The 15,759-nt window shown below is 69.3% G+C and carries 16 protein-coding genes; 4 read left to right on the plus strand and 12 right to left on the minus strand.

Features of this window, described 5'->3' with window-relative positions; all coding sequences use genetic code 11:
* Positions 1-8: 8 nt before the first annotated feature.
* Together EK403_RS05015 and dusB are read right to left on the minus strand one after the other, a co-directional pair.
* Positions 9-1,127: a two-component system sensor histidine kinase NtrB gene (locus EK403_RS05015; RefSeq protein WP_342633772.1), complete on the minus strand. Its 1,119-nt coding sequence runs from the start codon at positions 1,125-1,127 to the stop codon at positions 9-11.
* Positions 1,124-2,158: a tRNA dihydrouridine synthase DusB gene (dusB, locus tag EK403_RS05020; protein ID WP_128776391.1), complete on the minus strand. Its 1,035-nt coding sequence runs from the start codon at positions 2,156-2,158 to the stop codon at positions 1,124-1,126. Before dusB ends, EK403_RS05015 begins: the two co-directional genes overlap by 4 nt.
* 136 nt (positions 2,159-2,294) lie before the next feature.
* On the opposite strand from dusB, the gene EK403_RS05025 reads away from it, so the two are divergent.
* Both EK403_RS05025 and EK403_RS05030 read left to right on the plus strand, forming a co-directional pair.
* Positions 2,295-3,530 carry a bifunctional 2-C-methyl-D-erythritol 4-phosphate cytidylyltransferase/2-C-methyl-D-erythritol 2,4-cyclodiphosphate synthase gene (locus EK403_RS05025; protein ID WP_128776392.1) on the plus strand — a complete coding sequence of 412 codons (1,236 nt, stop codon included), beginning with the start codon at positions 2,295-2,297 and terminating at the stop codon, positions 3,528-3,530.
* A 2-nt stretch (positions 3,531-3,532) separates the two neighbouring features.
* Positions 3,533-4,033, plus strand: a complete 501-nt coding sequence (locus EK403_RS05030; RefSeq protein WP_128776393.1) for a CinA family protein — start codon at positions 3,533-3,535, stop codon at positions 4,031-4,033.
* Here EK403_RS05030 and nusB read toward each other — a convergent pair whose 3' ends face one another.
* The 10 genes from nusB to EK403_RS05080 all read right to left on the minus strand — a co-directional run bounded on the left by nusB (position 4,034) and on the right by EK403_RS05080 (position 12,137).
* On the minus strand, positions 4,034-4,498 hold the full coding sequence (gene nusB / locus EK403_RS05035; RefSeq protein ID WP_128776394.1) for a transcription antitermination factor NusB: 465 nt from the start codon (positions 4,496-4,498) through the stop codon (positions 4,034-4,036).
* Positions 4,499-4,502: 4 nt separating this feature from the next.
* Positions 4,503-4,985 (minus strand): 6,7-dimethyl-8-ribityllumazine synthase, encoded by a 483-nt coding sequence (gene ribH / locus EK403_RS05040; protein WP_128776395.1) that lies wholly within the window; start codon positions 4,983-4,985, stop codon positions 4,503-4,505.
* Positions 4,986-5,014: 29 nt separating this feature from the next.
* Positions 5,015-5,629, minus strand: coding sequence for a riboflavin synthase (locus EK403_RS05045; RefSeq protein ID WP_128776396.1), 615 nt, complete (start codon positions 5,627-5,629; stop codon positions 5,015-5,017).
* A 5-nt stretch (positions 5,630-5,634) separates the two neighbouring features.
* Positions 5,635-6,714: a bifunctional diaminohydroxyphosphoribosylaminopyrimidine deaminase/5-amino-6-(5-phosphoribosylamino)uracil reductase RibD gene (ribD, locus tag EK403_RS05050; protein WP_128776485.1), complete on the minus strand. Its 1,080-nt coding sequence runs from the start codon at positions 6,712-6,714 to the stop codon at positions 5,635-5,637.
* An 83-nt stretch (positions 6,715-6,797) separates the two neighbouring features.
* Complete coding sequence (nrdR, locus tag EK403_RS05055; RefSeq protein WP_128776397.1) at positions 6,798-7,274, minus strand: transcriptional regulator NrdR; 477 nt, start codon at positions 7,272-7,274, stop codon at positions 6,798-6,800.
* A gap of 204 nt (positions 7,275-7,478) precedes the next feature.
* Positions 7,479-8,786 carry a serine hydroxymethyltransferase gene (glyA, locus tag EK403_RS05060; RefSeq protein WP_128776398.1) on the minus strand — a complete coding sequence of 436 codons (1,308 nt, stop codon included), beginning with the start codon at positions 8,784-8,786 and terminating at the stop codon, positions 7,479-7,481.
* 218 nt (positions 8,787-9,004) lie between these two features.
* Positions 9,005-9,253: a DUF6898 family protein gene (locus EK403_RS05065; protein ID WP_128776399.1), complete on the minus strand. Its 249-nt coding sequence runs from the start codon at positions 9,251-9,253 to the stop codon at positions 9,005-9,007.
* A gap of 9 nt (positions 9,254-9,262) precedes the next feature.
* The gene (locus tag EK403_RS05070) at positions 9,263-10,570 is read right to left on the minus strand and encodes a L,D-transpeptidase family protein (RefSeq protein WP_128776400.1); all 1,308 of its coding nucleotides are present in this window, start codon (positions 10,568-10,570) and stop codon (positions 9,263-9,265) included.
* A gap of 338 nt (positions 10,571-10,908) precedes the next feature.
* A complete protein-coding gene (gene ldtR, locus EK403_RS05075; RefSeq protein ID WP_128776401.1) occupies positions 10,909-11,421 on the minus strand; it encodes a transcriptional regulator LdtR in 513 nt (170 codons plus the stop codon).
* A gap of 269 nt (positions 11,422-11,690) precedes the next feature.
* Positions 11,691-12,137 (minus strand): DUF6163 family protein, encoded by a 447-nt coding sequence (locus EK403_RS05080; RefSeq protein ID WP_128776402.1) that lies wholly within the window; start codon positions 12,135-12,137, stop codon positions 11,691-11,693.
* A 191-nt stretch (positions 12,138-12,328) separates the two neighbouring features.
* Here EK403_RS05080 and hemB point away from each other — a divergent pair, with 191 nt between their 5' ends.
* Both hemB and EK403_RS05090 read left to right on the plus strand, forming a co-directional pair.
* Complete coding sequence (hemB, locus tag EK403_RS05085; protein WP_128776403.1) at positions 12,329-13,378, plus strand: porphobilinogen synthase; 1,050 nt, start codon at positions 12,329-12,331, stop codon at positions 13,376-13,378.
* Between the two features lie 214 nt (positions 13,379-13,592).
* Positions 13,593-15,722, plus strand: coding sequence for a molybdopterin-containing oxidoreductase family protein (locus EK403_RS05090; protein WP_128776404.1), 2,130 nt, complete (start codon positions 13,593-13,595; stop codon positions 15,720-15,722).
* Positions 15,723-15,759: the final 37 nt, after the last annotated feature.

Consider the following 15,759-nt stretch of genomic DNA (forward strand, 5'->3'; position numbering starts at 1 on the left):
TCAGCTCCTCAAGACGCGGCCGTCGCCGCTACATACATCGGCATCAGCACGCGGAAGACGGTCCGGCGGGGCTGCGATTCGCATTCGACGATGCCGCCGTGGTTGCCGATGATCTTCGCGACCAGCGCGAGGCCGAGCCCCGAGCCGGTCGGCTTGGTGGTGACGAAGGGGTCGAACAGATGCGGCACGAGGTCCTCGGGCACGCCCGGGCCGTTGTCGCGCACGGTGAACTGGAGCGGCAGGCTGACGCGGGTCGAAGACCCCGGAACGCTCAGTCTCACGCCCGGCCGGAAGGCGGTCGACAGATGGATCTCGCCATCCTCCTGATCGCCGACCGCCTCGGCCGCGTTCTTCACGAGGTTCAGGAACACCTGGATCAACTGGTCGCGATTGGCGAAGACCGGCGGCAGCGAGGGGTCGTACTCCTCGACGATCCTGACGTTCCGGCCGAAGCCGGTGAGCGCCAGCCGCTTCACGTGTTCGAGCACGGCGTGGATGTTCACGGCCTCGCGCTCGAGAGGCCGCTCGTCAGAGAACACCTCCATCCGGTCGACCAGTTTCACGATTCGGTCGGCCTCGTCGCAGATCAGGCGTGTGAGCGCGCGGTCCTCATCGCTCGCGGACTGCTCGAGCAGCTGCGCCGCGCCGCGGATGCCGGAGAGCGGGTTCTTGATCTCATGCGCCAGCATGGCGGCGAGCGCGGTGACCGAGCGCGCCGCGCCGCGATGGGTGAGCTGGCGGTCCATCTTGTCCGCGATGGTGCGCTCCTGGAGCACGACCACGAGAATGCCCGGCCGCTCGGACAGCGGCGCGACGTGGATGTCCACGATCCGCTCGCCGCCGTTCTTGGGCGTCCCGAGATCGACCCGGTATTCGTTGACGGGCGCGTTGCGTTCGCGGGCCTGCTCGAGCAGCGCGACAAGCGGCGAGCCGAACGGCACGAATTCGCGGATATCGTGCCGACGCAGCACGTTGGCGCTCGCTTCAAAGAACGCCTCGGCCGAGACGTTGACGTCGACGATGCGGCCATCCTCGGCGACGCAGATCACCGGATGCGGCAGGGCGTTCAGCACCGCCTCGGGGGCACCCGCCCCGGTGCGCGGCCGGCTTTCCGTCACGAGGCTCACGCGGCCGCCCTCCATTCGAGCTCGGACAGGGCGCGGTCGAAAGCCGCGAGCGCCGTCTCCGCGGTCGGGGCCGTCATCGCCGCGCCCTTGGCGTCCGCCAGGACCGGGCGCCCGGCTGTCGCGGCCGCTGCGTCGAGATACCAGCCGAGATGTTTTCGGGCGTGCCGCACGCCGACGTCCCGGCCGTAGAGGCCGAGCAGTCCATCATAATGCTCGTGGGCCAGCGCGCGCTGCGCCTCGATCGAAGGCTCCGCCGGAGCGACGCCGGTCGCAAGAAAGCGCGCGACGGCGCCCGGGAACCACGCCTTCCCCTGCGCGCCGCGCCCGACCATCACGCCGTCCGCGCCCGAGGCCGCGAGCATCGCGGTCGCGGCGCCGGGCGAGACCAGGTCGCCATTCGCGATCACCGGGATCGAGACCCGCGCCTTGACGGCGGCGATCGCGTCCCAGTCCGCCCGCCCCTCGTAGAATTGCGCGCGCGTGCGGCCATGCACCGTCACCATCCTCGCGCCGACGCCTTCCGCTCGCGCCGCGAGCTCGGGGGCGACGATGGACCGCTCGTCCCAGCCGAGTCGCATCTTCACTGTCACCGGAGCCTCGACCGCCTCTACGGTCGCCTCGATCAGCCGGACCGCGAGGTCGAGCTCCTTCAGCAGCGCCGAGCCGCCATGGCCGCCCACCACCTTCTTGGCCGGGCAGCCCATATTGATGTCGACGACCGCAGCGCCCGCCCCGACCGCGACGCGGGCGGCCTCGGCCATCCAGGCCGGATCGCGGCCGGCGAGCTGGACGATATGGGTCTCGAGTCCGACGCCTTCGGCGCGCAGGCGCGCTTCATCGTCGGCCGTCGCGAGCTCGCGCGACGCCACCATTTCCGAGACGACCAGCCCAGCGCCGAGGCGCGCGGCGAGTCGTCGAAAGGCGAGGTCCGTCACGCCCGACATCGGCGCGAGGAGGACAGCGTTGGGTGGCGCGACGCCTCCGATCACGAGAGGACGCGCAGCCGCGCTTGGGGATGAAGCTTTGCTCATAAATTAGTCGACGCCATCATTGCACACATATTAGCCATTTCGTTCCGCCGCACAATAAGGCAATCGGGGGCTGCGACGGCCTGACAGGGGAGAGGCGCTCCGCTAGAACCGCTGGCGACCATGTGAGCCCCAGCCGATGCCCGCCGCCGTTTCAGCCGCAAACGACCGACCGTCTCCCGTCGCGGCCTTGATCTGCGCTGCGGGCGCCGGTTCGCGGGCCGGCGGAGCGACACCGAAACAGTTCCGCGCGATCGGCGATCGGCCTATGCTCGCCGATGCGGTCATGGCCTTCCTGGACCATCCGGGCGTCGATCGCCTCGCGGTGGTGATCGGCGCAGACCAACGTGAGGCCTATGACGAGGCGATGGCCTCCTTCGCGAGTCATCCAAAGCTTTCCGCGCCGGCTCTTGGGGGCGCGACCCGGCAGGCGTCGGTGCGGGCAGGCCTTGCGGCGCTGAGCGCGGAGGCGCCCGAGATCGTCCTCGTCCACGACGCGGCTCGGCCCTTCGCGAGCGCGGCGCTGATCTCGCACGCGATCGCTGCCTGCGCGGAGAGCGGCGCGGCGGTTCCGGCCGCGCCTGTCAACGACACGATCTGCGTGGTCTCGCCGGACGGGTCGCGCGGAGAGACCCTCGACCGCTCGCGGCTCAGGGCTCTCCAGACGCCCCAGGCGTTCCGGTACGCCGAACTTGCGGCCGCCCATGACAAGGCGGCTCGCGAAGGCCGCGACGATTTCACCGACGACGGCGCGCTGTTCGCCTGGGCCGGCGGCCGCGTCGCGCTGTTCGAGGGCGAGGCCCGCAACGTGAAGCTCACCACGCCCGACCAGTTCGACGACGAGATGCTGCGCCGCGCCGGCGCCGAGTTTCTCTCCCGCGGCGACGTCCGGACCGGGACCGGCTTCGACGTCCACGCCTTCGCGCCCGGCGACCATGTGACGCTCTGCGGCGTCCGGGTGCCGCACGCGGCGGGCCTCTCCGGCCATTCGGACGCCGACGTGGCGCTGCACGCCCTGACAGACGCCATCCTCGGCGCGCTCGGCGACGGCGACATCGGCGCGCATTTCCCGCCCTCCGACCCGCGCTGGAAGGGACAGGACTCGGCGCTGTTCCTCGAGGACGCGGCGCGCCGGGTTCGGGCGGCGGGCGGCGTCATCGCTCATCTCGACCTCACCATCATCGGCGAGGCCCCGAAGGTCGGGCCGCACCGCGAGGCGATGCGCGCGCGCGTCGCCGAGATTGCGGGCGTGCCGGCCGGCCGCGTGGGCGTCAAGGCCACCACCACCGAACGCCTCGGCTTCGCCGGCCGCCGCGAGGGCCTCGCCGCGATGGCGTGCGCCACGATCCGATTGCCGTTCCGGGAGGAATTCTGACGATGGCGAAGATCCATGACCTCGCCGAGGAGGTCTTGCGGCTCGCAGTGGGCGCCGGGCTCACGATCGTCACCGCCGAATCCTGCACCGGCGGGCTGGTGGCGGCCGCGATCACGGAGATCGCCGGCTCGTCCCGCGCCATGGACCGTGGCTTCGTGACCTACTCGAATCTGGCCAAGGCGACCGTGCTCGGCGTGCCTGCGGAACTGATCCAGGCCCATGGCGCCGTCAGCGAGGATGTCGCGCGGGCGATGGTCGAGGGCGCGCTCAGGGTCTCGGGCGCGACGCTCGGCGTGGCGGTGACGGGGGTCGCGGGCCCGGAGTCGTCCGAGCAAAAGCCCGTCGGGCTTGTCCATTTCGCGGCCAAGCGCAAAGGCCGCCCGACCATTCTCCGCGAGAAGCGCTTCGGCGAGTCGCTGTCGCGCGCAGAGGTGCGAACGAAGTCCGTGAAGGTCGCGCTCGAGATGCTGGCTGAAGCGGCGGGGAAGACCAGCGCGGCCTGATCAGGCGCGCTTCACGAATTCGTCCGCCCTCGCCTCGCGGGCGATGGCGTCGAGGACGGCGTTGACCATGCCGGCCTCCTCGCGGTCGAAGAACGCGTGGGCGATGTCAACATATTCGGTGATCACCACGCGCGCCGGCACGTCGCGGCGCTTGCCGAGCTCGAAGGCGCCGGCGCGGAAGATCGCGCGCATGATCGCCTCGACGCGCTTCAGCGGCCAGCCGCCCTCGAGCGTGCGGTCGATCAGCGGGTCGAGGGTCCGCTGCTGCTTCAGCACCCCGCCCACGAGGTCGCGGAAGAAGGCGGCGTCGGCCGGCTTGTACTCGTCGCCATCGACCGTCTTGCCGAGCCAGTGCGACTCGAACTGCGCCAGCGTGTCGGGCAGCGGCGCGCCGGCCACGTCCATCTGGTAGAGCGCCTGGACCGCCGCGAGGCGCGCGGCGGAGCGGGTCTCGCCCTTCGCCATCGCCTCAGCCCTCCGCGCGGCGCTTCAGCCGCAGAAGCGTCAGCGCAGCCTCCGCCGCGCCGCCGCCCTTGTCCATCTCGGCGACCCGCGCGCGTGCGAAGGCCTGGGCCTCGTTCTCGACCGTCAGCACGCCGTTGCCGAGCGGCAGGCGGAGCGCGACCGAGAGATCCATCAGGCCGCGGGCGCTCTGTTCCGAGACGATCTCGTAATGGGTGGTTTCTCCGCGGATGACACACCCCAGGGCCACCGCCGCATCATAGGGAGCGCCCTTTGCCGCCGCGCCCTCGACAAGCAGCGCGATCGCGGTCGGAAGTTCAAGAGCGCCCGGAACCGTCACCACGTCATAGGTCGCGCCCGCAGCGTCGAGAAGAGCGACCGCGCCTGACAGAAGCTCGTCGGCGATCGGGTCGTAGAAGCGCGCCTCGACCACCAGAACATGCGCCCGCGTCGGCTCGACGGCGCCGCGGGGGCGCTGCTGCTCAGCCATGAACAGAAACCTCGGATATCAGGGCGGGGTCAGTAGCCTGCCGGGCGAGCCTCGGCAAGCCGCGCGGCGTAACGCGCCATCATGTCGACTTCGAGGTTGACGCGGTCGCCGACTTGACGGTCGCCCCACGCCGTCTCGGCGAGGGTATGGGGGATCAGGTGAACGGAGAAGCGCAGGCCTTCGACGGTGTTGACGGTGAGCGACGTGCCGTCGAGCGCGACCGACCCCTTCGGGGCGATGAATTTCGCGAGCGCGGCCGGGGCGTCGAACGTGAAGCGGACGGTTTCGGGCCCGTCCTCGCGGCCCACGATTTCGGCCAGACCGTCGACATGGCCGAGCACCAGATGGCCGCCCAGCTCGTCGCCGATCTTCAGCGCGCGCTCGAGATTGATCCGCCGGCCTGGCCGCCATGTTCCGGCCGTCGTCAGGGCGATGGTCTCCGGACCGGCGTCGATCGAGAACGCGGCGCCGTCCTCGAGGCGCTCGACGGCGGTCACCGTCAGGCACACGCCGTCATGGGCGATCGAGGCGCCGAGCGCGATCGTGGCCGGATCGTAGGCCGAGCCGACCCGGAAGCGGACGATCTCGCCCTCGTCCGTCCGCTCGAGAATCTCGCCGATGTCGCTGATGATGCCGGTGAACATGGACTTCAGGCGCGCTCGTAGACCGTCCATTCGTCGTCGCCGACGCGGAAGCGCGAGACCTCGGCGAAGCCGAGGGTCGCCGTCAAGTCCGCGAGCGCATGGCTGGCGAGCGCAGCGGGCGCCCCTGCCCCGATCGCGGCGGGGCCGCGCAAGATCACGGCCTCGTCCACGAGACCGGGCGACAGCAGCGCCGAGGCGACGGTCGGTCCCCCTTCGACCATCAGCCGGGCGACGCCGCGGTCCACGAGCAGGCCCAGGGCGGCCATGAGATCGAGCCGCCCGTCCGGACCTCGCTCGACTCGCATGACCTCGGCCCCGGCGGCCCGCAGCGCCCGTTCCGCCTCGACGGGCGCGTCGGCCGAAGCGACGATCCATGTCGGCGTGCCTGCCGCGCCTATGACGAGCCGGCTCGCCGGCGGCGTCCGCAGCCCGCCATCGAGTACGATCCGGGTCGGCGAGCGATCGGCCATGCCGGGCAGCCGGCAGGTGAGCTCGGGGTCATCTGCGAGCACGGTCCCGACGCCGACCAGGATGGCGTCTGACTCGGCGCGCATGAGGTGGACGCGCGCGCGGGAGGCCTCGCAGGTGATCGCCACGGGCCGCCCGCCCGGGAGCGCGACCTTGCCGTCGGCCGACACGGCGAGCTTGAGCGTGACGAAGGGGCGGCCCAGCGCGACGCGCGCCGCGTGGCCCGCGATCAGCCGCGTCGCCTCCTCGCGCATCACGCCGGCCTCGACGTCGATCCCGGCGGCGCGAAGCCGTGCGAAGCCGCGGCCGTCCACGCGGGGGTCCGGGTCGCCGGTCGCGGCGACGACGCGCGCGACGCCCGCCGCGACGATGGCGTCCACGCAGGGCGGCGTGCGCCCATAATGGCTGCAGGGCTCGAGCGTGACATAGAGCGTCGCGCCCCTCGCGGCCGCACCGGCGGCGGCGAGCGCGATCGGCTCGGCGTGCGGACGGCCGCCGGGCTGCGTCCAGCCGCGCCCCACGATCGTCCCATCGCGCGCCACGACCACGGCGCCGACGGACGGGTTCGGCGCGGTGCGCCCGAGTCCGCGGCGGGCGAGCGAGAGCGCGACCTTCATCCACCGGCGGTCGATCTTCGTCCGGTCGGCGGCGGAAAAATCCTCGGCGGGCGGGAAACCGCAGCGCGCCGCCGCCGGGTCGATCACGTCCGGCCGCCGGAGGCGGAATCTCCGCCGCTCAGCTCGCCCAGCAGAGTTTCGAAGTCCTTGGCCTCGCGGAAATTCCGGTAGACCGAGGCGAAGCGCACATAGGCGACGTCGTCGAGGCTCTTCAGCCCCTCCATGACAAGGAGGCCGATGGCCTCGGCCGAGACCTCCGGCTCCCCGCTGCTTTCGAGCTGGCGGACGATGCCGGAGACCATCGTCTCGATGCGTTCGGGCTCCACGGGTCGTTTCCGCAAAGCGACGGCGATCGAGCGGTGCAGCTTGTCGCGGTCGAACGGCACGCGCCGCCCGGACCGCTTGACGACGGTCAGCTCCCTGAGCTGCACGCGTTCGAAGGTGGTGAAGCGCTGGCCGCAGACGCCGCAGACCCGCCGGCGGCGGATCACGGCGCCCTCCTCGGCGGGGCGGGAGTCCTTGACCTGGCTGTCAGGCGCGCCGCAGTGCGGACACCGCATATCGGAGTGACTCCCGGAGCAAGACCGCGCACGTCATGCCCAAGCCTGGCCCGGGCATCCATCACTCTTGGAAAGGGGATGGATCGCCGGGTCAAGCCCGGCGACGACGGCGGCGGCGCGCACGCGCCGCCTCCGCCGACCGCACAAAAGGAAAGGGCGCCCGAGCCAAGCTCGGACGCCCTCGAAATCCTGCGGCGGCTTCAATCAGTCCGCGTAGAGCGGGAAGCGCTCGACGAGCTTCGCGACCTGGCCGCGCACCTTGGCCTCGACCTCGGAGTCCTCGTCCGCGCCCTTCTGCGAGAGCACGTCGAGCACCTGCGAGATCATGTCGCCGACCTCCTGGAACTCCGCGACGCCGAAGCCGCGGGTGGTGCCGGCCGGCGTGCCGAGGCGGATACCCGAGGTCACCATCGGCTTCTCCGGATCGTAGGGGATGCCGTTCTTGTTGCAGGTGATGTGGGCGCGGCCGAGCGCGATCTCCGAGACCTTGCCGGTCAGCTTCTTCGGGCGGAGGTCGACCAGCATCAGATGCGTGTCGGTGCCGCCCGACACGATGTCGAAGCCGTGGCCCTTGAGGTTCTCGGCGAGCGCCTTGGCGTTGGCGATCACGTTCTTGATGTAGACCTTGTAGTCGGGCTTGAGAGCCTCGCCGAACGCCACTGCCTTGGCCGCGATGACATGCATCAGCGGGCCGCCCTGCAGGCCGGGAAACACCGCCGAATTGAACTTCTTGGCGAGGTCCTCGTCATTGGTGAGGATCATGCCGCCGCGGGGCCCGCGAAGGGTCTTGTGGGTGGTCGTCGTCGCGACATGCGCGTGGTCGAGCGGGTTCGGGTGCTGGCCGCCCGCGACCAGTCCCGCGAAATGCGCCATGTCGACCATGAAATAGGCGCCGACCTCGTCGGCGATCTTGCGGAACGCCGCGAAGTCGATCTGGCGCGGATAGGCGGAGCCGCCCGCGATGATCACCTTGGGCTGGTTCTCGCGCGCGAGCTTCGCGACCTCGTCCATGTCGATGAGCTGGTCGTCCTTGCGGACGTTGTAGTTCACCGCGTTGAACCACTTGCCCGACATCGCGGCCTTCGCGCCGTGGGTCAGATGGCCGCCGGCCGCGAGATCGAGGCCCATGAAGGTGTCGCCCGGCTTCATCAGCGAGAAGAACACCGCGGCGTTCGCCTGCGCGCCGGAATGCGGCTGGACGTTCGCGAATTGGCAGCCGAACAGCTTCTTGGCGCGGTCGATGGCGAGCTGCTCGGCGACGTCGACAAACTGGCAACCGCCGTAATAGCGGCGTCCCGGATAGCCTTCGGCGTATTTGTTGGTGAGCACCGAGCCCTGCGCCTCGAGCACCGCCTTCGAGACGATGTTCTCCGAAGCGATCAGTTCGATCTCGTCGCGCTGCCGGCCGAGCTCCGACTTCACGGCGTCCGCGAGCTCCGGATCGACCTCGGCGAGCGAGGCCTGAAAGAAGCGGCTCTCGGCGTCCCGGGCCTGGGCTTCGGTCATCGACATTGGGCTTTCCCTCCTGATGGCGCGCCTTCGCCGCGCGCGGCCCGCGTATCGCGGCGGGGACACGGCAAACGCGGAATGTAGCTTGCGGCGCAGCGGCCTGAACTGGATTCCAGGCGCAGCATAGGTGGAATTCGCCGGCGTCAACAGCCCGCCGGAGGGCGTAGCTTGGTCGCATTCAACTTTGGATTAAGCTGGACTTTCGGCTCGACGCCTGAGAGTCACCAGATCTGAAGTCGCCCGTTGGCGCGAAGCTGGGACAGCCGCATCCTGAGCTTCCTCAGCGCGACCGCCTTGAGCTGCGTTTCCGCCGCCGAGGGCGGGCCGACCACCACCACCTCGACGCCGCTCGCGGCGTCGATCGCGGCGCAGCGCGTCGAGCCCCCGCGGGTCGTGAACTCGAACAGCACCTCGCCCGGCGCGGCGCTCGAGACCTCGACCGCGCTCCCCTTGGGCGGCGGACGTCGCATCGCTTGGCGTTATCGCTGAACTGCGCCGGTCGCTTGGCTGGCCCCGCCATCCGCCATGGCGAGTTCGCCCGTGCCGTCCTGTCCGTAGATGTCCTCGCGGAACTGCACCGAGCCGTCGGCCGCGCCCCAGCCGGAGATATAGCGCCAGTAGACGGGGACCGCGGGCGTCACCTGGATGTCGATGCGGTCTCCGGTCTTGATCGCGGCGTCGAGCGAGCGGCGGTCCCAGTTCGGCTGGTTCCTCAAGAGCCAGGTGCAGAGTTCCTTGACGTTCTGGATGCGGATGCATCCGGACGAGTGGAAGCGCGTGTTCTCGCCGAACAGGTTCTTGGACGGCGTGTCGTGCATGTAGACGCCGTGCTGGTTCTGCATATTGATGCGCACGGTGCCCATCGAGTTGTCTTCGCCGGGATCCTGCCGGTACATGTAGTTCGTGGCTTCGTCCGAGTTCCAGTTGACCTGCTCGGGCGGAATCTCGGCGCCGCTCTTGTCGATGATGTGGATGTTCTTCTTCGTCAGATATTGCGGGTCTTTCTGCATCTGCGGAATGAGGTCCTTCCGCACGATGGAGGCCGGCACGGTCCAGGTCGGGTTGAGGTTGACCTGTAGGATCTTGGCGTCGAGCACCGGCGAGGCGCGGTCGACCTTGCCCACAACCGCGGTGTAGCGCGCCGCGACCTGTCCGCCTTCCACCGTCTCGACTTCCGCCGCAGGGATATTGGCCAGCACGTAGCGGTCGCCGAGATTGGAGTTCGCCATGGTGCGGATGCGCACGAGGTTGGTCTCGAGCTGGCGCAGCCGGGTCTGCGCCGGGATGTTGAGCGACTGCATGGTGTCGTCGCCGACGACGCCGACCGGGATCAGCCCGTGGCGCGCCTGGAACCGCCGCACCGCGCCCTCGACATAGGAGTCGAAGGTCGACGACATGCCGAGATTGGGATCGAGGTCTCGGGTCACCATCAGGCGACGACGCAGCGCCACGACACGCTCGCCGGCCGAGCCAAGCTTCATGCGCGGCCCGTTGGGGACGGTGTCCCACCCCCCGCGGGATACGAGGTCGCTGTATTCGGCGATCGCCTGTTCGGTAGCCTGCGCGGTCTGCGGGCTCAGGGTCGGCGTGCGGGACGCCGAGGTTCGGGTCGCGGCGGCGCCCGAGGAGGCGTCATAGCGGTCCTTCCATTCGGCCTGCGCGGAGAACAGGTTCATCTCCTGCGCCGAGGCCGTCGAGGCCGCGAGCCCCGCGGCGGCGGCTCCAAGGCCGAGCTTGAGCGCGTCGCGGCGCGTCGCCGCGCCGAAGTCCGAAGGCCGTTCCGTCACGTGTCCAGCTCCCAACCTTCGCGCGGCCGGCCAGCCGCCGGTCGCCCCTAAAGACAGCAGGGTGCGGCGATCACGGTTAACGAACCCCGACCTGCGTTGCGACTGCGCGACGCCCTTATGCCCCGGCGGCTTCGGGCGCCTTTCGCCCGGCCCTCCGGAACGCATGGGTCCCCGCGCTTCTTGAGTTTCGATGAGCCATCGATTTTGGGCGGAACGATGTCGCGCGGGGAGTCGCGCGCACGCCCGTCACAAGTCGGTCGCGCTTCGTGACCGATTTGATGCAAAAGGCCCGCCGCGGCGTCCCGCGGCGGGCTCTTCCAGCTCGTGCGGCCCGAATGTCAGAGGCGGAACCTGATCTGGTCGGTCCAGAAGCGCTCGAGGCGGACCAGCGCGACGTTCAGCGTCTTGAAGTCGTCGGCGTTGACGCCGCCGACCTGCTCGATGGTGCGGACGTGCTTGGCGTAGAGCTGGTCGACGATGTCGTGGATCTCGCGGCCCTGCTCGGTCAGGCTGATGCGGACCGAGCGGCGGTCCATCCGCGAGCGCTGATGGTGCAGATAGCCCATCTCGACCAGCTTCTTCAGATTGTACGAGACGTTCGAGCCGAGATAGTAGCCGCGCGTCCGGAGCTCGCCGGCGGTGAGCTCCGCGTCGCCGATGTTATAGAGCAGCAGCGCCTGGACGGAATTGATGTCTGAGCGGCCGCGGCGGTCGAATTCATCCTTGATGACGTCCAGCAGGCGGCGATGAAGCCGCTCCACAAGAGTCAGCGCCTCGAGATAAAGCGGCCGGATCTCCGACTGGCGGGTGTCGACGGCGGCGGGCTCGGGGCGACGGGCGAGGTTCTTCATGTCTGACGCCTTCCTGTCTTGTCGATTACTTGAGACGTCGTTCCTGAACCGCGCCTCTTTGATCTCGAAGATAGGCGGCCTCCTCTGAAAATGCGCTTAAATGGCGTGATGAAATTTGTATTTATTTTGTAGACTAAACAGAACCTTGCCTTCCAAGGTCATCAACGGGTTGCCGCAATAGGCGTAAATCGATCTTCATTTTTCCTTCAAATGCTGGAAACCATTCGAGGGTGAATGCTTTCTGAAGCTTTGGCCGAACGACCGGGCCGTCAGCGCGCTTCGGCGCGGGCCTTGATCGAAAGCGTCACGTACAGGGCCATCGCCGCAAGCAGCGCGGCGATCACGGCCCAGCCGCCGGGCGTCGGACCGCCGGCCGCCGTGAAGGCGAACTGGCCGAGCGCCGCGATCAGCCAGATCGCCACGCCCCATGGCGCGCCGATCCAAAGGCCGACCGCCGCGACCGGGTCGGCGATCGCGAAGAACACGGTCGCGACGAACCAGGCGGCGGTCTTTCCGACCAGCGGCTCCGCCGCGCCCCCCGCTCCGACCAGCAGGCCCCAATGGAGGAGGCCCTTGGCGAGCTCGACCACGGCGAGCGTGCGCAGGAACAGCGCGAGCCGCCAGGCCCAGGGCCGCTCGGCGAGGTCGTGCAGCAGTCGCGCGTCGCCGAGCGACAAGGGCGGCGCGCCCTGCTGATCGTCCTCCTGAGCGGCCATCCCGCCTCCCTGAAGCGCGCGGCCCCGGTTGGGCGCGGGCGCGGCACTGTTGTCCGACTCCCGCGCGGCGCGCAAACCCGCCCGGCCGGCGTCGACCTTTGTGCCCAGCGGTCCGACGGTGCTATGGCTGGCGTCGAGGACCGCCGACGGCCCGGCTCTCAGCCGAGGCCGCGCCACACGAGGCCGAGGCGATGCACGAGACGATCGGAAAGCTCCGCGACGCGAAAGACGGCGGCGCCCGCGCCGCCGACGGCGCGCTCGACCTGCCGCGCCGACTGCGCCGCAACCGTCGCGCCGACTGGTCGCGGCGGCTGACCCGTGAAACGACGCTCACGGTCGACGACCTGATCTGGCCGATCTTCCTGATCGACGGCGAGAAACGGCGGGAGCCGGTCGCCACGATGCCGGGCGTCGAGCGGCTGACGGTCGACGAGGCGGTGCGCGCCGTGGAGTCGGTCGCGAGGCTCGGCGTCCCCGCCGTGGCGCTGTTCCCCAACACCGATCCAGCGCTGCGCGACCCCGACGGCTCCGAGGCGCTGAACCCCGACAATCTGGTGTGCCGCGCGCTGAAGGCGCTGAAGCGGGAGGTTCCGGAGATCGGCCTGATCACCGACGTCGCGCTCGATCCCTATACGAGCCACGGCCATGACGGGCTGCTGGAGGGCGACCGCATCCTGAACGACGCGACTGTAGCGGTGCTCGTGCGCCAGGCGCTGACCCAGGCGGAGGCCGGCGCCGACGTCATCGCGCCCTCCGACATGATGGACGGCCGCGTCGGCGCGATCCGGACGGCGTTCGACGACGCCGGACGGGCGGACGTCCAGATCATGTCCTACGCGGCCAAATACGCCTCGGCGTTCTATGGCCCGTTCCGGGACGCGATCGGCACCAGGAAGGCTCTCACGGGCGACAAGAAGACCTATCAGATGGACCCGGCGAATGGCGACGAGGCGCTGCGGGAGGCGGAGCTCGACGTTCAGGAGGGCGCCGACATGCTGATGGTGAAGCCCGGCCTGCCCTATCTCGACATCGTCCGGCGGCTGAAGGATCGCTTCGGGATGCCGACCTACGCCTATCAGGTGTCGGGCGAATACGCGATGATCCAGGCGGCCGCGCAGAACGGCTGGCTCGACGGCGAGGCGGCGATGATGGAGAGCCTCCAGGCCTTCAAGCGCGCCGGCGCCGACGGCGTCCTCACCTATTTCGCGGCGGAGGCGGCGCGCCGGCTGAAGGCGGGCTAGGCGGCCGCGGGCCCCCGCTCTTCTCATAGGCGACATGATCCCGCACCGGCCTGCCGCGCGAAGCGGCGCCGCGCGCCTAGCAGGGCGGCGCCCGGGGGCGCAATAGCCCAATATTCGCGTTTGCGCGGAGCCCGGTTTCGAGTTCTTCTAACTCCACGCGGGGCGGGTTCCGTAAGAGTCCGCCGATGATCGCTCGCCGTCGGAGGACGTCTCAATGAACGAGCTCGTCAGGTCGCAGACCTTTTTTGGCGGATGTCCGCACGACTGTCCGGACACCTGCTCGATGATCTTCGAGGTGAGCGGCGGCGTGCTGCAGGGGGTCCGGGGCAATCCCGATCACCCGATGACGCGCGGCGGGCTCTGCGTGAAGCTCAAGGACTACGAGAAGCGGCACTACCATCCCGACCGCGTGCTCTACCCGATGCGCCGCGTCGGGCCGAAGGGCTCGAAGCAGTTCGAGCGCATCAGCTGGGATGAGGCGCTCGACGAGATCGTGTCGCGCTGGAAGGCGATCATCGACGAATACGGCCCGCAGGCGATCGCCCCCTATTCCTATCTCGGCCATCAGGGACTGGTGCACGGGCTGAACGGCGGCGACGCCTTCTTCAACCGGCTCGGCGCGACCGTGATGGAGCGCACCTTCTGCGGCGAGGGCTCCTGCACCGCCTGGTTGCTGACGCTCGGGCCGACCGCCGGCCTCGACCCCGAGAGCTACATCCATTCCAAGTATATCGTGATCTGGGCGTGCAACTCGGTCTCCACGAACCTGCACCACTGGGCGATCGTCAAGGACGCGCAGAAAAAGGGCGCCAAGGTCGTGGTGATCGACGCCTACGCGTCGCGCACGGCGAAGGGCGCCGACTGGCACATCGCTCCGAAGCCCGGCACCGACGGCGCGCTCGCCATGGCGGTGATCAACTCGATCATCGAACAGGGGCTCGTCGACCAGGACTATGTCGATAATTACACGGTCGGCTTCGAGGAGCTGAAGGCGCGCGCCGCGAGCCGCACGCCCGAATGGGCGGCCGAGATCACGGGCGTGCCCGCGGAGGACATCCGCAAGCTCGCCCGCGAGATGGCGACCGAGCAGCCCGTCGCGATCCGCATGGGCGTCGCGCTCGAGCGGCATTATGGCGGCGGCCAGACGATCCGCGCGGTGTCGTGCATCCCCGGCCTCACCGGCGCGTGGCGGCATGTCGGCGGCGGCGTCACCCAGTTCCCGGTCTGGGAGCACCCCTACAAGTTCGATGTGATCTGCCGGCCGGACCTGATCCCCGAGGGCACCCGCGTGGTCTCGAACCTGCAGATCGGCCGCGCGCTGCTCGGCGAGGGGCTGTCGGACGGTCCGCCCATCATGTCGCTGATGTGCTGGAACTCGAACCCCGTGACCCAGGCCCCCGAGACCGACAAGATCGTCGAGGGGCTGATGCGGGAAGACCTGTTCATGGTCTCGGCCGAGCATTTCATCTCCGACACCGCCTCTTACGCCGACATCCTGCTGCCGGCCTCGATGGGCGCGGAGATGGAGGACATGATCCTGTCCTGGGGCCACCTCTACCTCACCTACAACACCAAATGCGCCGACAGCCCCGGCGAGGCGGTCCCCAACAACGAGATCTTCCGCCGCCTCGCGGCCCGCTTCGGCTTCGAGGAAGAGAATTTCAAATGGTCGGACTCCGAGTGCCTCGAGCACTATGTCGACTGGAGTTCTCCGGCCTGCGAGGGCATCGATCTCGACTATCTGAAGACGCACGGCTTCGCGCGGCTGAAGGTCGGCACGCCGGACGACCGCGCGCCGCACAAGGAGGGCAACTTCCCGACCGCGACCGGCAAATGCATGTTCATGGTCGAGGGCGCCAAGAACTTCGTCGCGCCGCCCTTCCGCCAGATGTACGAGGCGCTCCAGCCCGGCGAGGATCTCGACCCGCTGCCCGACTATGTCGGCGCCCGCGAGAGCCACACGAACGACCCGGAGCTCGCCAAGCGCTTCCCGCTGAACATCGTCAGCCCGAAGAGCCACGCCTTCCTGAACAGCTGCTACGCCAACATGACCGACAAGCAGTTCACGCAGGGCGAGCAGTTCGTGATGATCAGCCCGGCGGACGCCGACGCGCGGGGGATCGTCGAGGGCGACCGCGTGAAGGTCGCGAACGACCGCGGGGCCTTCAAGGGCGTCGCGCGCATCACCGACGACGTGAAGTCCGGCATCGTGGTGGCGACGCTCGGCTACTGGCGCCAGCTCAACGAAGGCACGGTCAACAGCATCTCATCCCACCAGTTCGGCGACATGGGCCACTCGCCGACGTTCTCGGACAATCTGGTGGAGGTGAGCCGGGCGAACTGAGAGACGGGCGGGGAGCAACTCCGCCACGCGCAGAATC

This window comes from Hansschlegelia zhihuaiae (genome assembly GCF_004103825.1).
Taxonomy (GTDB): Bacteria; Pseudomonadota; Alphaproteobacteria; order Rhizobiales; family Methylopilaceae; genus Methylopila; species Methylopila zhihuaiae.